The 16449-nt window shown below is 75.9% G+C and carries 1 protein-coding gene (only partly in view); it reads right to left on the bottom strand.

Every position in this 16449-nt window falls within one protein-coding gene, locus ACF1DX_RS25310, for a hypothetical protein, read on the bottom strand. The gene is 62007 nt long; 13800 of those nucleotides lie to the left of the window and 31758 to its right, leaving coding positions 31759–48207 in view — codons 10587 (complete) to 16069 (complete); the first complete codon in reading order (the gene reads right to left) occupies window positions 16447–16449. The start codon and the stop codon both lie outside this window.

The raw sequence follows: 16449 nt of genomic DNA, 5'->3' as shown, positions 1-16449 counted from the left end.
CGAGCTGGAGTTGCCGATCGTATGGCTGCCTCCGGTGCCGTCGATCGCGGTCCGCACCCGCTCCAGGTGGGCCTTGTCACTGGTCACGCCGACCCGCTCGCCGCGCGAGGCCCGTACGGTGTGCAGCTCGACGGTGGCGAGCGGCCTGCCGTGCTTGTCGTGGACCACGAACCGGTGGCCCCGCCCGGTCCCGACCGTCTCGTGCAGGCGGGACGGGAGGGAGCGCAGCTTGTGCAGCAGCTCCCGGCGGGGGGCACTGCCGATCGGCAGGCTCAGTCCCTGCGCCTCCAGCGCGGCCGCCGTCCGGTCGAACAGCGCGGGCAGACCGGTCAGGCCGGACGCGTGGTACACCGCCGGCAGCCGGTGCTCGCGCCCCTCGGTGCCCAGTGCGGTGACCTGGGACGGCGCCCGGCCGAGGTAGTGGTCGGGCAGGGCGAGCAGCAGGCGCCTGCCGTCCTCGGGCTCCACCGGGGTGGGGTCGATGCCGTCCCAGCCGCGCGCGGTGTCGGTACGCAGCCGCACCGACCAGCCCGGCCGGTAGGCGATCACCGTCGCCGTGTCCGTGGACACCTCGACCTGGCCGCTCTCGACGTCGCCGACGCGGTTGGTGGACCGGGCCGACGCGTTGGCCGTGCCCGACACGCCCACGCCGACCCTGGCGACCTGGAGCACGCCGGGGGTGAGGCCGATGCCGTACGACAGTGACACCGCGCCGCGCGTGGCGCTCGTGGGCCCCGCGTGGGTCTGCACGTGCGCCCCGGTCGCGAAGGAGGCGTTCATCCCCCCGACGACGCGGAACCCCCGCGCCGCCGGGTCGCGCTCGGGCACCAGACCCTGGGGTCCGGCACCGACCGGGGTCATCGCGGCAGCCGGGGCGGGTGCCGCGGCGCCGGGCGCGGTGGCCGCCGGCCGCTCGGCTTCCACGGGAACGGCCTGCGCGGTCGGCGCCCCGTCGTACGCGGCGGCCGGGAACCACACCTCCCTGGGGTCGTGCGGGTCGAGCGTGATCAGCACCTCGGCCCCGCCCAGGGTGAGGAGCAGGCCGTCGGCCGACCCGTTCGCCGCCGGCAGCATGTAGGGGTAGTCCAGGCGCTGGGGAAGGCGGTTCCACTCGTCCTCCGTGATCCGCTGCCCGGCCGCCCCGGCCAGCTCCCGCAGCCGGCGGATCACCTCGGGCACGCCCGGCAACCCGCCCCGGGGAATTCCGATCGACCGCGCCGCGGGGTCCACCTCGACCGGGTCGCCGAACATCGCCCCGGCCTCGTACCGGGTCCGCTGTCCCGGGTCGCCGTCGGTCGCGGCGTCGGCGGCCTCGTCCCGGGCCCACGGCTCGGTGCGCCGCTCCTGGAACAGCGGTGCGCCCTCGGGGTGTCCGGCGTCGAAGAGCCGGAAGCCACCGCCCGGCCGCCCGGCCCGCGTCGCCTCCGGTCCCTGCGCCGCCTCCGGTGACTGCGCTCCCACCGCTGCCTCAGGGGCCTGCGCTACGTCCGGTGACTGCGCTTGCGCCGGTACTTCCGGTGCCTCGTGCAGGGTGCCGAGGGCCGGGTCCAGGCGGACGCCGCCGGCGGTGGCGACGACCGGCAGTCCCAGGGCTTCGGCGAGCGGCACCGCGAACCGGTCGGCTCCCGGCGCGGCCAGCACGGGGACGTACCCGCGCGCCGCCGCGGACAGCAGGGCGGCGAGCCCGCCGGTGCTCACCGGCCGCCCGCCGACGGCGAGGCCGCCCTCGCGGGGCTCGCCCAGGACCAGGACGGAGTTCTCCGGCAGCAGGTGCGGCAGCCGCTCCAGGGTCGCCCGGTCGAGGCCCATCGCCGTGGCCGGGGCGTCGGCCTCCGGCAGCCACACCGCGACCGGCCGGTCCCCGTGCCAGGCCGTACGCGACCGCGAGAGGAGTTCCTCCACGAGCACGGCCTCCGTCACCGGGGTGTCCGGCCGCCCCTCGGTCTCGCCCGGCGCCCCGGCCGGCTCAGCCGGCTCGTCCTCCTCCGCGACGGACGGCAGCTGTCCGGCGGACGCGAACCGTCCCCTCGACGCGGACCGCGCCACGCCCCCGGAACCGACGGAGCCGACGGAGGCGGACGACGTGGTACCTGCCGGCGCCTGTGCCCGCGTCTCCGGCTCCGTGACCGGCTCCGCCTGTCCGTCGCCCGGCTCCGCCACGGCCGTCGTGGCCGTCGCGGCCGGGGCGGGGGTCTCGGCCGCCGCAGGGGTTGCGGCCGCGGTGGGTGCCTCGGTCGCCACGGGGGCTTCGGCCACCGCGGAGGCCGCAGCCGCCGCCGAGCCGGGCCCCGCGGCCGAAGCGGAGGCGGAGGCGGAGGCGGGAGCGAACAGGTGGGGCAGTAGATTCTCCAGGTCGTCGGCCAGCTCGCCGTCCCTCAGCGGGAGCATGCCGGTCAGACCGCCGGGGACGTCCACCTCCAGCCGCCTGGGCGGACCGTCGACCGCTTCCATGACGACGGTGACGTCGAAGCGGTAAAGGCGGAAGCTGCGGACGCCCTCCTTGTTGTGCTCGTCGGTCTCCGCGGCCGCGGAGACCAGTTTCTCCTCGTCGACGACGCCGGCCTCGTAGGGCGTCCGGCCCAGCACGGCGTAGCCCTCCTCACCGCCGCCCGCGTCCGCGCCACCGCCGTGGTGGAAGCCCCTCACCCTCTGCTCGGTGTGCTCGTGGTCCTCGTCGTCCTGCTGGTACCGGCGGGCCTTGAACCGCACGCCCTCGGCCGGGCCCAGCGGCCGCGCCCCGGTCAGCTCGAAGCCGACCCGCACCGTCCGGCCGCCGGCCATGACCTCGTACTGGTGCCGCAGCACCTCCTCCAGGCGGGGGCGGATCGAGCCGGCGCTGGTCTCGTGGGCGTAGCGCAGACCCTGCGTGGACATGAAGTCGGGCCGCCGGGCGAGTTCGGCGTCCAGGTCGGGGGTGCGGGAGGACCGCAGTGCCGCGACCCTGGCCCAGCGGTGGACCGCGTCGGCCGCGAGCACGTCCCACGGGTGGAGGTTCTGCAGCAGCGCGTCGGGGAGCGCCCCGGCACGCGTGGCGGTGGCCGGCCGTGCCGGGGCCCAGCGCGGGTTCTCGCCGTACGTCCGCCGCAACGGCGCGGGCAGCGGCTCCCCCGGGCGGGCCGGTGTCGTGAGGTGGTCGGGGACCAGGAGCCGGACGCTGCCGGGGACCAGACGGTCGCCGCCGTCGTCGTACCAGGTCCAGAGCCGGTGCGCCTCCCGGAAGCGGTCCCACTCGTCGCCCCGGTCCGCGGCGCGGGCGACCGCGCCGGCCAGCAGGTCCACGCCCCGCGCGAGAGCGGCCGCGGCCTGCGGCAGTTCGCGGGTGGTGCCCAGCTCGACGCGGAAGGCCAGCTCGTGTTCGAAGGCGTGCGAACCGTCGCGGGTGTTCGCCCGGATGATGGCGACCTTCTTCTCCAGCTCCGTCCCCGCCGAGACCCGGGTGGCGAGGTACCCCGCCGCGTAGTCGACGCCCGCGTGCCCCTGCCGGCCGCTCTCGGAGTCGTGCTCCCCGCCGCGCGCGGTGAAGACCCCGCCGCCGCCGGCGGTGCCGCCCCGCTTCCAGGTGGTCTTGTGCTCCTCCAGGCTCTCGCCGCGCAGCGTGAGCTTCACCTCGGGGCGGGGCTGGTGGGCTTGGGCCGGTTCGGCCCGCTCCACCGAGACGTTCACCCACAGGTGGGTCGTGGCACCGGCGAAGCCCTTGACCGGGAACCAGGCCCACACGCCGCCGCCGAGCAGACTGCCGAGGCGGGCGACGAGCGCATGGGAGCCGAACACGGCCTCCAGCGACCTGCGCAGCGGATCGGCGGGACCGGCCCCGTCGCCGGAGCGGGGGCGCAGCACCCCTCGTGCTTCCAGGCGTTCGACGACCGCGTCGAGCACCCCGTCGGCGCGCAGCAGTTCGGGGTGGGCGGCGGTGCGCGGCAGCAGGCCGTCGACGAGGTAGCCGCGGGCGACGGGCGCCGCCGCGACCGCTGCCCGCTCGTCCTGTCCGGCCACCGCGCGCGGCGGCCGGACGTCGGCCACCCGGCCCTGGGGTACCAGCAGGTCCACGGCGTCGGCGAAGCGCAGGTAGCGGGGTGCTTCCTCGACGGTCCGGCCGCCCTTGGTCCTGCTGACGGAGACCTCGAAGACGGGGTCGACGCGATAGGTGTCGGGCTTTCCCGCGTAGGTGGCGCGGGTGACGTCGATGAATCCCTCCTCGTGCTCGCGGGAGGTGGCCCAGTGCAACCGTGCGGTGCCCTGCGCCATCGCGGTCACCCGGCCGCCGGGTCCGCCGCCGTGGTGGCCGGTGCCCCCGCCGGACTCGTCGCCGTCCGTGACCTCGGCGTCGGCGCCGGAGTCCGAACCGAACCGGAACTGCGGTCCGGCGGTGGCCTGGACCTCGACGGCGTGACCGGCCTCCCGCGGCATGGCGTGGCGTTCGGCGCCCTGGGAGTACTGCTCGATCTCGGTCTCGCCCCCGGTGGACGCGAGTTTCCTGGGCGCGTAGAGGCGCAGCCGCAGCCGCACCGTGGTGCGCGAGCCGTCGGCAGCCGGGAAGTCGGCCGCCCGGCCCCGCTCGCCGGTGAGCTGGTCGAAGTAGGCGGCCAGCGACTGCGGGCCGGTCATCGCCGCGATCTCGCGCGGCAGCGGGGCGCCGCGGTGGAGCCGCGCGTACATGCCGGCGATCGTCTGCCGGAGGGCGGGCATCACCAGGAACGACGGGTACAGGCCGAAGGCACCCGAGGAGAGGTCGAGCATCTCCACGCCCGCCGGCCAGGCGCGCATCGCCCGGCGCAGGGTGCCCGCGGCCAGTGCCTGCTCCTCGGGGACCGGGGTGGCGGGGGCGTGCTCGTGCGGGACGACGATCTGGGCGACCAGGTCCCCGGGCCGCTCCAGCCACCAGGTGTCCGGCGTCTCGTGCCCGATCCCCAGGGACAACTCGTAGGCGACGTCGAGGACGTGCTCGTCGACGTCACCGGTGGTCTCCATACGCCGGTAGGTCTTGGCCACTCCGGTGAAGTGTTCGCCCGAACCGCCGGTGAGGCGGCCCAGCAGGCGCAGGCCGCCCAGCTGGAGGCGGAACACGCCGCCCAGCCCGACGCGGACGGCGCCTCCGGCACCCGCCTGGAGTGTCCACCGGCTGTCGGTCCCACCGGTCACCGACTGGCCGACGGCCGCCCGGGTGTTGAAAACCATCGGGTACGAGGTGACGCGCAGCGAGTCGAGCAGGTGCGCGCGGACCGTGAGGGTCACCTCGCGCCCGCCGGCCCGCAGGGTGTGACCGACGCCCGCGAGGACGTTGGTCAGGTCGCCCTCCAGGGCGGGGCGGCCGAAGTGCACGGCGAGCTGGCGGTCCACCGTGGCCCAGTCGATCCGGCCCAGGCGGCCCTGCCGGGCGAGTTCGGCGAGCCGCGCCCGGAAGCCGTCCTCCACCAGCTCCGCGCCAGGCAGCGCGGCGGCGACGGCGTGGCCCAGACCGCGGCGGCTGGCCAGGGCCAGGGACTCGCGGGGATGGCGCACGGGCCGGTGGACCGGGCCGAGCAGACGGTCCGGGCGCCCCGTGCGGGCAGCGGGGCGGACGTCGGCGAGCCGTAGCAGCGCCCGTACGTGCGGCTGTGCGTCGACCGGCGCGGACAGTGCCCGCGGCGCGGCGAGAGCGTCGGCCACGTACGGCGTGCGGACCGCGCCCAGCACGCGCTCCTCGAACTCGGCGGCGCCCCGTCCGTCGCGCCAGGGCACTCCCAGCTCGGCGTCGACCCGCACGGCGGGGGCCAGGGCTTGCAGGTCCTGGTGGGTGGAGGACGTCCAGGTGATGTCGAAACCGAGGACCGCCTCGTAACGGGCCTGCGGCTCCTTGGTGTTGAGGATGACGTGGGTCAGCGGCTGCGAGGTGAGGCGGTGGTGCCAGCCACGGGACGTACCGGCCGTGACGGTGAACAGCGGGGCCAGTCCCTTGACCTCGGTGCGGTGGCCGCCGTGCGGCGCGAGCCCCGGGGCGACCAGGCCGGAGGCGTTGACGCCGAAGGTGAGCGAGGCGCCGCTCTCCCCGCCGTCGCCGGTGATCGTCGTCAGCCCCACCCCGAGGTCCGCGCGGGTCCTGACCCCGTCGGTGACGCCGAGGAGGCGCAGGCTCTGCGGGGCGAGGCGCATGCGGACATGGCCCTCGAACCCGTCGAGGCCGCGCAGGGGGATGCCGTGGCTGATGCGGTCGGAGGAGTCACCGCTGGTGGACAGCCAGCCGTAGCGGCCGATCACGGTGCGCTCGTTGATCCAGCGGCCCAGTTCCCGCACCACCTCGTACGCCGTGGTGGCGGACACCCCCGCGGCGCGCAGCCGGTGCTGTTGGCCGGCCAGGACGGGGGTCACGTCGACGGCGTGCAGGACCTCGCCGCCGAGCCTCGGCCTCGCGGTGCCGTCGAGCGCGGCCTCGGCTTCCCCGCGCGGGCCCGGACGCGGCTCGGCGGGCCCGGACTGGACGACGGGGAGGCCGAGGACGAGGCCGCGGTCCACGGTCTCGTCGACGGTGTGCTCCACCCCGTCGACGAACAGCCGGACCTTCACGCCGGCGGTGAACCGGTTCGTCCCCTCCAGGAAGAGCTTGTTCCCGCTGATCACCGTCTGGCGCACGCCGCGGGACCGGGTCCGCCCGGCCTCGGTCATGACCGTCGGCGCGCCGAGCACCACCGCGGAGGCCGCGGCGGAGGCCACGTTGATCGCCGTGAGCAGCACCAGGTCGGCGCGGGAGATGACGGTCCTGGAGCGCTCGGCGGCGGCTGCGGTGGAGTTGAACCGCACCCCGTAACTGCGCACCTCCTCCGGGACGGCCGCCTCCCGCGCCGGTTCGACCCCGGCCGGCACGGGGCGGATCCACACCAGCCGGCCGGTGACGACGCGCAACGCACCGAGCGCGAGCAGGTCGCCCCAGCTCCTGGCGTCGTCGACGAGGAGCACGGTGGCGACCTCGTCGCGCACCCGCCGGGCCAGGACGGGGTCGGCGATCCCCTTGACCACCGCCGTGGCCGCGGTCCGGGCCCGCTCCGGCGTCCACACGGCGACGCCCTGCACCGTGCCCGAGCCGAGCATGCCGTGCCCGGTGTACCAGGGGGCGCGGGGCGCGGGTTCACCGGCGTCCGCCGTGAGCTGCTCGTCGAGTCCCGCGCCGACGACCGGATCGCCCCCGTCGAACTTCCCGGCGGCCGCCGGAGCCGATTCCCGGGGCGCCTCGCCGGCCGGCGCCTCCTTCTCCGAAGCCCTCTCGGCCGCCCGCGCCTCCCCGGTCGACGCGCCGCTCTCCGCCGCGGCACCGTTCACCGCGGCGGCATGAGCCGCGGCGCTGGGCTTCTCGACGGCGGGCTCGTGGACGGCAGGCTCCTCCAGCACGGACTTCCGGGCAGCGGGTTCTTCCACCGCGGACTCGGGTACGGGCCCCGTGGCCACCTCGTCGCGCGGCCTCTGCGCGCCTGTGCCGGGCGCGCCCTCGCCGTCCACGGACCCCGCCGCGTCCTCCGGGACGGCGGTGGTGGTCTCCCGGTAGGTCTCCAGCGCCCTGGCCAGCCGCTCGGCCTGCTCCGGCCGGCCGTTGCGGCGGACTTCCTCGGCCGCCGCCCGCAGGCCGTTCGCCATCGCGTCGTCGGTGCTGATCATGCCGACGAAGGGCTGCCGCGACCCGGCCGGACGCCGTGTCCCGGAGGGCGGTGCGGCGTGGCCGCCGGCCGTGGCCGGCCGCCCCTGGCCTGCGCCGCCTCCGTCCTGTCCCCGGGGCGGCCTTCCGGGCCCGCCGGGCCCGCCGGGCCGGTCGTCCGGCCGTCCCTGCCCCGTGCCACCGCCTCCTTCGAAGAACCGCCGGAGCACCTGGAGCGCCTCCGTGACCTCCCGCAGCGGTCCCCTCGCGTCCGCCGGGAGATCCCTTCGCCGCAGGAGGCCGTCCAGGACACCGGTCAGGTCGGACAGCGCGCGAAGAGCCGCACGGTACTCGTCACGGGAGGCGGAGACCGGCCGCCGGCCGACTGCGCCCAGCACACCCCGTATCAGAGCGCGCACCACGGGGTGCGGCAGCAGCGGGCCGACCTGGAGCCGCTGCGGAAGGAGCGCCTCCGACTCGAAGCCCCTGACCAGCAGCCTGCGCAGCTCATGAGCCGGCGCAGCGGTGCTGTTCAGCAGGGTGAGCAGGTCCCCGCGGCTCGGTTCGGCGGTCTCCGGACCCTGGGAGCGCAGGCGGTCGACGTCCTCGTACGCGTCCCTGGCCCATCCGATGACGGTCTGGGACACGCGGCGAAGCTCCGCGACGGAGGTCGCGTCGGCCGGTCCGTAGGAACGCAGTTCCAGCAGGGCCAGCGGCAGTGATTGGCGTGCCGCGCCGTGCTCGTCCGGGTTGGTGTCGAGGTGCTGGAAGTTGGTGCGGATCCCGAGGACGCCCTGGGACGCCAGGGCGGCCGGGCGGTCGATCAGCAGGTTGTCCAGGTAGTCACCCAGCGTGAGGCCGCTGTCGGTGGTGATCCCTTCGATGTCGAGATACGGGAGCGGCTGCGAGGGGTCCGGCAGGTCGAGCCGGTAGCCGCGCCTGGCGGCGCCGACGAAGCGGTCCTTGATCTCCTGCGCGTGATCCTCCAGGAAGACGCGGACGCGCGCGGGCAGTCCGGCGCGGATCCCGGCCAGGGAGGTCCTGGAAGCGACGGCCAGATAGTTCTTCATCAGACCGACGGGACTCTCCGCACGGAGCGACATGTCGTAGAAGTAGGCGGCCATCGCCGCCGCCTGCTCGTACATCAACGCCGTCGCACCGCGGACCGCCCGCACGTCCTCGTCACGGTCGAGGGCATCGACGAACAGGGGCGGGACGTTCACCCCGGCGAGGTACTGGTGCGAGACGTACTCGGCCGCGGCCCACGTCCCGAAGAGCAGAGCCTCCCGGAGCACCCTTCGCGCCGCCCGCGACGTGGTCCCCTCCAGGACATGCGCGAGCGCCTCGTACAGGCCCGCCACCGGCACGCCCACCGTGTACTGGGGGTTGATGATGTCCCGGTACGGCGTGCGCCTCAGCCCCAGTCCCCGCGCCTCCTCGGCCACGGTGAACCCCAGGTCGCGGGAGAAGATCCGGTCGAACGGCGTGAGCGGGGGCGGCGCGGCGGCCGCCCCGCGTCCGAGATTGCCGAAGTAGGCGCTCAGGTCGCGGGCGCGGAACCGGCGGTCCAGTTGTTCGAGCCGGTGGAAGTAGTCGTCCAAGTCGAGGCGCCCGGTGTCCCCGGGGACGATGCTCGCCGGAGCGCCGACGATCTCGACGAACAGCCTGCCGTCCACTTCCTCGGTCGCCACCGAGAAGTAATCGGACCGGGCCACCACCAAGGGGAGCGACTCCGGGTCCACACCCGGGGGGACCTCGATGCCCTGCGCGGGGTACTCCAGCTCCAGGCCGAGCGCTCCGTACCGGTGGTCGCCGGGCGGGTCCGCCAGGACACGGGGCGCGGACTGTGACTCCACGGCCGCCCGGAGCCCGTCCGGTCGTACCCGGCCGTCCCCGCCGACCACCACGGCCCGGGCGTGCAGGGCGTCCCGGGCGGGAGGCGTCGTCGTCACCCTGTGCCCGCTGCGCTCCTGCATCTCGATCCACGCCCCTTCGGCGTACGCGAAGGCGTGCCCGACGTCCTGGCGCCGGCTCCACAGCACCAGCGCCGTCGCGCCCGGACCCGCCGCGTCGGTCGCCTCCGCCAGCGCCTGCCACGACTCCACCCGTGCCCAGCCCGCGCCGGGCGCCAGCCGGGCCGCGGTGCCGGACGCTCCGAGCACCGAGTCGTCGGCGGTGGCCGCCGGACGTGCCCCGCCGGGCAGCCGCCGGCCGTCCGGCAGAAGGGCGCCCGGGTAGCGGGCGGCCATCAGACGTTCCAGCAGCAGCACGCACCACGCCAGGTCGCCGGGGTCCTGGGGACCCGTCCGCTCCAGGGTGTCCCGCCGTTCCCGCTCGGCCTTGTCGGCCACCTGGTCCACCAGGCCGGTGAGCCGGTCGAGGTCGGTCTGTGGCGCGTCCCCCCGCATCAGGCGCAGCACGCGCTCCTCCACCGTCTCGGCGGGGTGGTCCTGCGGGTGTGCCCGCTCGGAGTCCCCCGGTCGCGCGGCGGGTTCGTCCCGCGGCGCGGGCTCACGCGTCCCGGCGCGCGCGGTGGCCGTGACTTCCGCGCCCGCCGCGTCGAACACCGCGGCGCGCGCGTGGGCGGGAAGGAGCCCCGGGTGCCGCGGAGAGGTCAGCTCACCGGCCGGGGAGCCGAGGTCCGTCCACAGCACCTCCCCCTCACGCGGCGTGTAGGCGGCCAGCGCCCGGGTGTCCCCGGTATCCGCGTCCGTCCATCGGACCAGGGCCAGGGCGCCCGGACCGAGGTCACGCAGTTCGGCGGCGAGCGAGGCCCAGTCACCGACCGGGTGCCAGGTCAGGTCCGGCGGCAGCGTCGCGGGGAGGGTTCCCGCCCCGGCCGGCTGGTGGATCGCGTCGCGCAGTTCGGCCAGCAGGCCGACCGCCTGGTCGGCCGGTGCGCCGGTCAGGTGCCCGGAACCGTCCGCCCGCCGGGCCGCGTGGCGGCGGACGGCCCGTACCGCGTCGTCCGCGGCGGCGGAGAGTTCGGCCCGGTTCAGGGCGGCTGCCGGAGGCCGGTCGACGGTGCGCAGGAACAGGTTGCCGACGACGTACCGCCGCTCGCCGGTGGGGCCCTGCACGGTCACCTTGGCGACCGCCGCGACCTGGTAGCTCGTCACGCCGGCGCCGTCCGCGGACTCCCCGGTGGTGCCGGAGCGCAGGTACTCGCGCAGTTGGGAGGAGGCGCCCGTGGACTGGCTCGCGCTCGGGCGGTCGCCCGCCAGGGCCGCCCCGGCGGACATGGCGGTGTCGCCCGCGCCGGTCAGCGGGAAGCCGGCCTGCGCGCCGATGGTGGGGCTCATCGCCGTTCCGGCCCGTGAGGTGTGGCTGTCGCTGACGACCCGGACGTCGTCCAGGGAGGTGTCGACACCGGCGAGGACGGTGACCGGCTCGTACAGCTCGACCCGCAGCGAGGTGCCGGGCACGCCCGGCCCCCCGAGGAACGGCGCGATCTGCTCCGGTCCCCGGGCGGACAGCTCGCCGCTCGCGACGAGTTCGCGCAGCCGGGTCAGCATGGTCTCGACGGACAGGCTCCGTGCGGTCTCGCGGCGCTGCCCGCGCAGCGTGGGGGCGACCTGGCGCAGGGCCTGCGCCAGGTGGGGCAGGGCGTCGAAGTGCTGGATCTCGAAGGGGCCGCGCGGCCGCCAGGCATCGCCCGCCGTCAGCCGTTCGAAGGACACGACCGCCGCGTCCTCGGGCACCCGGAGCGGTGCGGCGGGGTCCTCGGTCCGGACGGACGGCTCGATGCGCGGGGGCGTTCCCGCGGGCGCGGCGTCCGCGGCGCCCAGGCGGAGGGTCGCGACCACCCCGGCGGTGGCCCGCACCGTCAGGGGGGCCCACAGCCGGTCCAGCCCGCTCGCGTCGGCGGCCCGGCCCGCCAGCGCGGCGATCCACTCATGCGCCGACGTGGGCAGGACCATCCTCGGTGCGAGCAGGAGGGCGTTCGGGAGCAGTGTGGAACTGACCTCGACCGCGACGTCGTAGGGCACGGGGTAGTCGGCGACGTGCTCGGCGACGGTGTGCAGCCACACCCGCTCGTCGTGGGTGAAGCCGGCGCTCTGCCCCACGGTGTCCCGGACGCCGTCGCTGAGCGGCAGGCCGCCGCGTACGCCGTTGAGGCCGCCCGAGAGGGTGAGGCCGAGTTCGCCGGTGCGGCTGCGGGACGTGGCGTGGCCGGTGGTGCCGGGCGCGGGGAGGGACGATCCCTTGCCGGTGGCCCGTACGAACTGCGTCTCCAGGTCGGAGCCGGGCGCGACGGGCCGGCCCAGGACGCTCTCGAAGCCGGGGACCGGAGTGGCCGTGAGCGAGATCCGCACCAGGCGCGGGCCCAGCCAGCCGTTGGCGACGAAGGAGACGGAGCTGTGCCGGGCGGCGATCAGCGCCTGCAGGTGACGGGGCGAGGTGAGTTCGGCGACGCGCTCGCGGAGCCCCGGCACGTGGGTGCCCCGGCCCACGGTGGTGCTGCCGGGCGCGATGTTCTCGACGAGGTCCTCGACGGACTGGCGCAGCGTCTTGCGCACGGCGGGTCCGGCGGTGCCGGCGTGCCTGGCGGTGACCTCGGCGACCTCGATGACGGCTCCCGTTCCGACGCTGCCGCCGACGGCGTACGCCAGGGGCAGGGGCAGGGTGCGGGGCGGCAGCGGCGGCAGGTCGGTGAGACCGGCGATCCGGGCCAGCCGGGGGTGGCGGGCGAGGTCCCGCTCGCTGAGGAAGAAGTCGACGGCCTGAGGGATCTCGACGGCCGTCCGTCGCACCTCGGGGCTCCGGGAAGCGAGGTCGGAGACGAGGTCGTGGAGCAGTTGGTGCCGCCCGCGCCGGGCCTCGACCACCATCGTCAGGTCGGCGCGGAACCACACCATGCGGCCGCCGCTCTGGCTCGTGATCCGGTACCCCGTGACCCCGTCGGAGCGGGTGTCGCTCTCGCTCCGGCCGACTCCGAGGCCGTAGCGGCCCGCCACGCCGACCTGTGAGAAGGCGAGGCCGACCTGGGTCATCGGGGAGCCGGAGTGGCTGCTGGAGCCGGAGACGGTGACGTCGGACCCTCTGCCGGAGACGTGCCACCGGTCGGTGGACAGTTCTCCCTCGGCGGGCGCCAGGGGCAGCATCGTGACGTTCTTGAGGTAGCCCTTGAGGCTGAACGCGATGTTCGTGCCGACGAGACCGGGGCTGTGTATCTCCGCTTCGCGGCTGTCGCGCAGGATCGACGGCAGGGTGTCCAGGAGGTGGGCGTGCGAGGTCACGGCACGGACGACCGCCTGCGCCAGGGACGCCGGGTCCTCCATGGCCGGCCCGACGGCCGTCGTGCGCAGGTAGCGGCCCAGGTCGGCGGGGAGAGCGGCGGCCCGGCCCAGCGGCCCGCGCGGGGCCTCGGCCACCGCGGACGTCACGTCCCGGCCGGGCGTGCCGGTGAGCGTGCCGTGCTCGGTGCCGGACGAGAGGGGCAGCCGCTGCCCCTCCCCGGGCGCGGGCGGGTAGGCGCCGGGCATCGGGCCGGGCCCGGCCTCCTCGGCGGCCTCCGCGGTCCGCTCCCGCGGTGCCCCCGCGTCGCGTCCGGTCCAGAAGGAGGCCAGCAGGCGGTTCACCGCCTCGCGGACCGTCTCGCTGCCTTCGAGCCGGTCGACGAACGCCTCCACGGGGAGTCCGGTGACCTCTCCGGAGCGGCGCAGCTCCAGCATCCGCTCGTCCTCCTCGGTGACGGCACGGATGTCGTGCCGCGGGGAGGGGCCGTCCTGCTGCGGGGCGTCCAGGGTGCGGAAGGGGGGAACCGCCAGCCGTGCCCGGCCGTTCGCCGCGAAGGGCTCCAGGACGTGGCCGCGGGTCGCGGAGAACTCCACCTCGATCACGAGCTGCGCCTCGAAGACGTCCAGGCCGTCGGAGGTGAAGAGGTAGTTCTCCTGGCCCGTCTGGGTGCTGGCCGCGTCCGTGACCGAGGTGCCGCTGCCGTACGCGTAGTCCAGGCCGAGATCGACACCGCCGAGGACCGCGTTGCCCGTGGGGATGCGGCCGCCGGCCGACAGGCCCGCGCTCACCGCGCTCAGGGTCCGGGTGCGCTGCTCGGTCCCGTCGGACCAGGAGGCCGTGAAGTTCAGCATCCTGACCCCGGGCAGGTGCCGGACGTGGGTGACGTCCCCGTCGGGCGCGTCCGCGGAGCGCGGACGCACCCGGAGGTGCGCGACCACCGTCTCCGCGCCGGTCGCGGTGGACCTGGTGAAGTGCAGGTCACGCGGCTGCGCCACCAGGTCGCGCAGGGCGACGGCGGACCCCGCTTCGGCCAGCAGCCGGGCGTTGGAGAGCCGCTGCCACCGCTCGGTGACGTCGCCGCTCTCCTGGGGGGTGCGCGCGGGCAGGAAACCGAGGGGGCGCAGCCGCTCCTCGATGTGCCGGAGCACCGGCTCCGCGCCGTCCAGGCGGAGCGGGGTGACCGACAGGCTCAGCGCACGCAGCTCGCGGACGTCCCGGGGCGCGTGACGGGGGGTGGCCGGTCGCCCGGCGGGCGCCGCCCGGTCGGCGGCGGTGTGCTGCGCGGCGACGTCCGGACGCGTGTCGGGGGTTCCCACGGTCTCCGTGCTGGGGACCCGCAGGATCACCGGGTAGCCGCGGGTGTCGGCGGTGAGGGGACCCCGCGTCGGCGGTACGGGCGGGCCGTCGGAGCGCACCAGCGTGAGGTGCGGCACCGCCACCGCGTTGCGCAGCAGGTGCGGCCGGGCGGAGCGCAGTCCGCGCGACATCAGCACGGTGCCGCCGGCGTTGAGCGCGTACGTCTCCCCGAACTGGGTGCCGAGGCGCCCGGAGAGGCTGAGCTGCCCCAGAAGGTTGGCGGCGGCGCCCACGGAGACTCCCACGGAGTTCGTCACCGACGTGCTGGACGTGGCCCGCACCGTCCGGATCACGTCGGCCTCCAGGACCGTGTTCCTGGTGGTGAGGCCCTCGTGGGCGGGTCCGGCCTCGGTCAGGTCGAAGCGCAGCGTCAGGAAGCCGAGCGGCTCCCCGTCCGCGGCGAACAGCAGGGGCGAGGCGTGCGTGTCGACCAGCTTGCGCAGGCCGCCGCGGAAGCCACTCTCCGAGAGGTAGTACCGCAGGGCGTCCCGGGAGGCCGGTGAGAGGTCCTTCAGCAGGTCGCCGAACCCTTCCACGACGTCCTGGTGGAGCTTCTCGTGCCAGGGGAAGGCCTCGAGTCCGAGGAGCGGGGCGTACTCCAGCAGGTCGGCCAGGGGCGCGGGGGCGAGCGGCCCGCCGGGGCGGGCGGCCGGCGGGTGCAGCAGGTGCTCCGGGAACCAGGTGCGCTGCCGCCAGGCAGACCCCTCCTGCACTCGCCACCCGGTCTCGCGGGCGCCGACGGCCTCGGTCGCCCGGGCCGGGTCGGGCGCGATCCGCCACTCGAGCACCGCGTCCCAGTCGTACGCGAAGCCGGGCTCGCCCTGGCCGGCCTGGTAGTCCAGGGTCCGCACGGTGGTGCCCACCGATGCCGAGGTGGCCCGCTGGTTGTGGGTGAGGGAGAGCTGTCCGGTGGCCGACACCGACCGCAGCACGGGGGCGTCCGGGTACGGCCAGGTGTACGAGCCGGCCAGGCTCGCCGAGCGCAGGTCGCCGGTGCCCTCGGTGCGGTCGACGCTGGTGGTGCCGAATCCCCAGCGCTGGACGCCGGCCGGTGCCTCGAACAGCTCCGACATGGCCGGGCGGGGAGCGGTGAGCCGCATCCTGACCCACAGCGCCCGGTCGCGGGAGTCCAGGGTCCGCAACGGTACGAGGAGCCCTTCCGCGCTGAGCAGTTGCCGCTGCCGGGAGGCCAGGAACTCGGGGGTCAGTCGCGCGGTCACGTCCTCGCGGACCGCCCCGCCGGTTCCCGTGAGCCGGGCCAGTGCCTCGGTCGCCGCGGGGAGCACGGCGCCGTCGGCCAGGACCCGCTCGACCGCCCGGGTCACCGACGCGTGCAGCCCGTCGAGGACGCGGCCGGGGATCGGTCCCATGTTCACCAGGCCGCGTACACCGCCGTCCTCCAGGCCCATCCGTGCCACCGCCGGCGGCACGGGGGCCTCGATGACGGGGTGCACGGTGAGGGACGTGCCGGGGGCCGGGGCCTCGGGGTCGCCGGGCAGCCGGAGGGGTCGCGCGGTCGCGGGACCGGTGGTGGGTACGGTGCCCAGCTCGATGGCCGGTCCGGTCCCCGTCGACGGGAGGGAGCGCGGCGCGGCCGGGGCCGGCCGGGCGGATGCGGCCGGCGTTCCTTCGGCGGCGACCGGGCCGGTGCTCCGGAAGTCGGTGATCAGGCCGTCCTTGAGCGTGGCCTCGATGCCGAGACGGTCGAAGAACGCGCCGCGCACGGTCCGCGTGCCGGTGCCCGGGCCCGCGGGCAGGACGTTCGCGGGGTCCTCCGCCACCGTCCGGACGGCGTACAGGATGTCGGCCCGGGTCCACCCGTCGGGGAAGCCGTCGAAGGGCCGGGGTGTGTCGAGGAGTTCCGGCAGGAACCTCTTCTCGTCGCGGAGCAACTTCAGCAGGGCCTTGGAGCGTTCCTCCAGGGAGGGCCAGGGCTCGCCCGGGGCGTTGTGGCGGTTCTCCTCCAGGTCGCTGTCGTCCAGGAGGAGCACGGGGTCGTAGGCCGTCGTCAGGGCGACCTCGACCGCCGCTTCCGGGGTCTCGGCCGCGCGGTCCCACGCGGCCGTCTCGCGCGGGGGAGCGGAGAGGTCCCCCAGGGACTCCAGCAGGGTGTGCGCGTCCGCGGGCAGGCCCAGCAGCCGGGGCAGGTTCGCCGCCAGGTCCACGGGGTCCCCGGCCTCGGTGACCCGGAGGGTCCGGTGCGCCGCGGCGGCGTCGGCCACCACGTCGACCGACAGTCGGAACAGCGGGTC

It is taken from the genome of Streptomyces sp. NPDC014676 (assembly GCF_043084105.1).
In the GTDB taxonomy this organism is placed as follows: domain Bacteria; phylum Actinomycetota; class Actinomycetes; order Streptomycetales; family Streptomycetaceae; genus Streptomyces.
The sequence above is the reverse complement of the archived record's forward strand: the minus strand, read 5'-3'. Positions and strand labels throughout refer to the sequence as shown.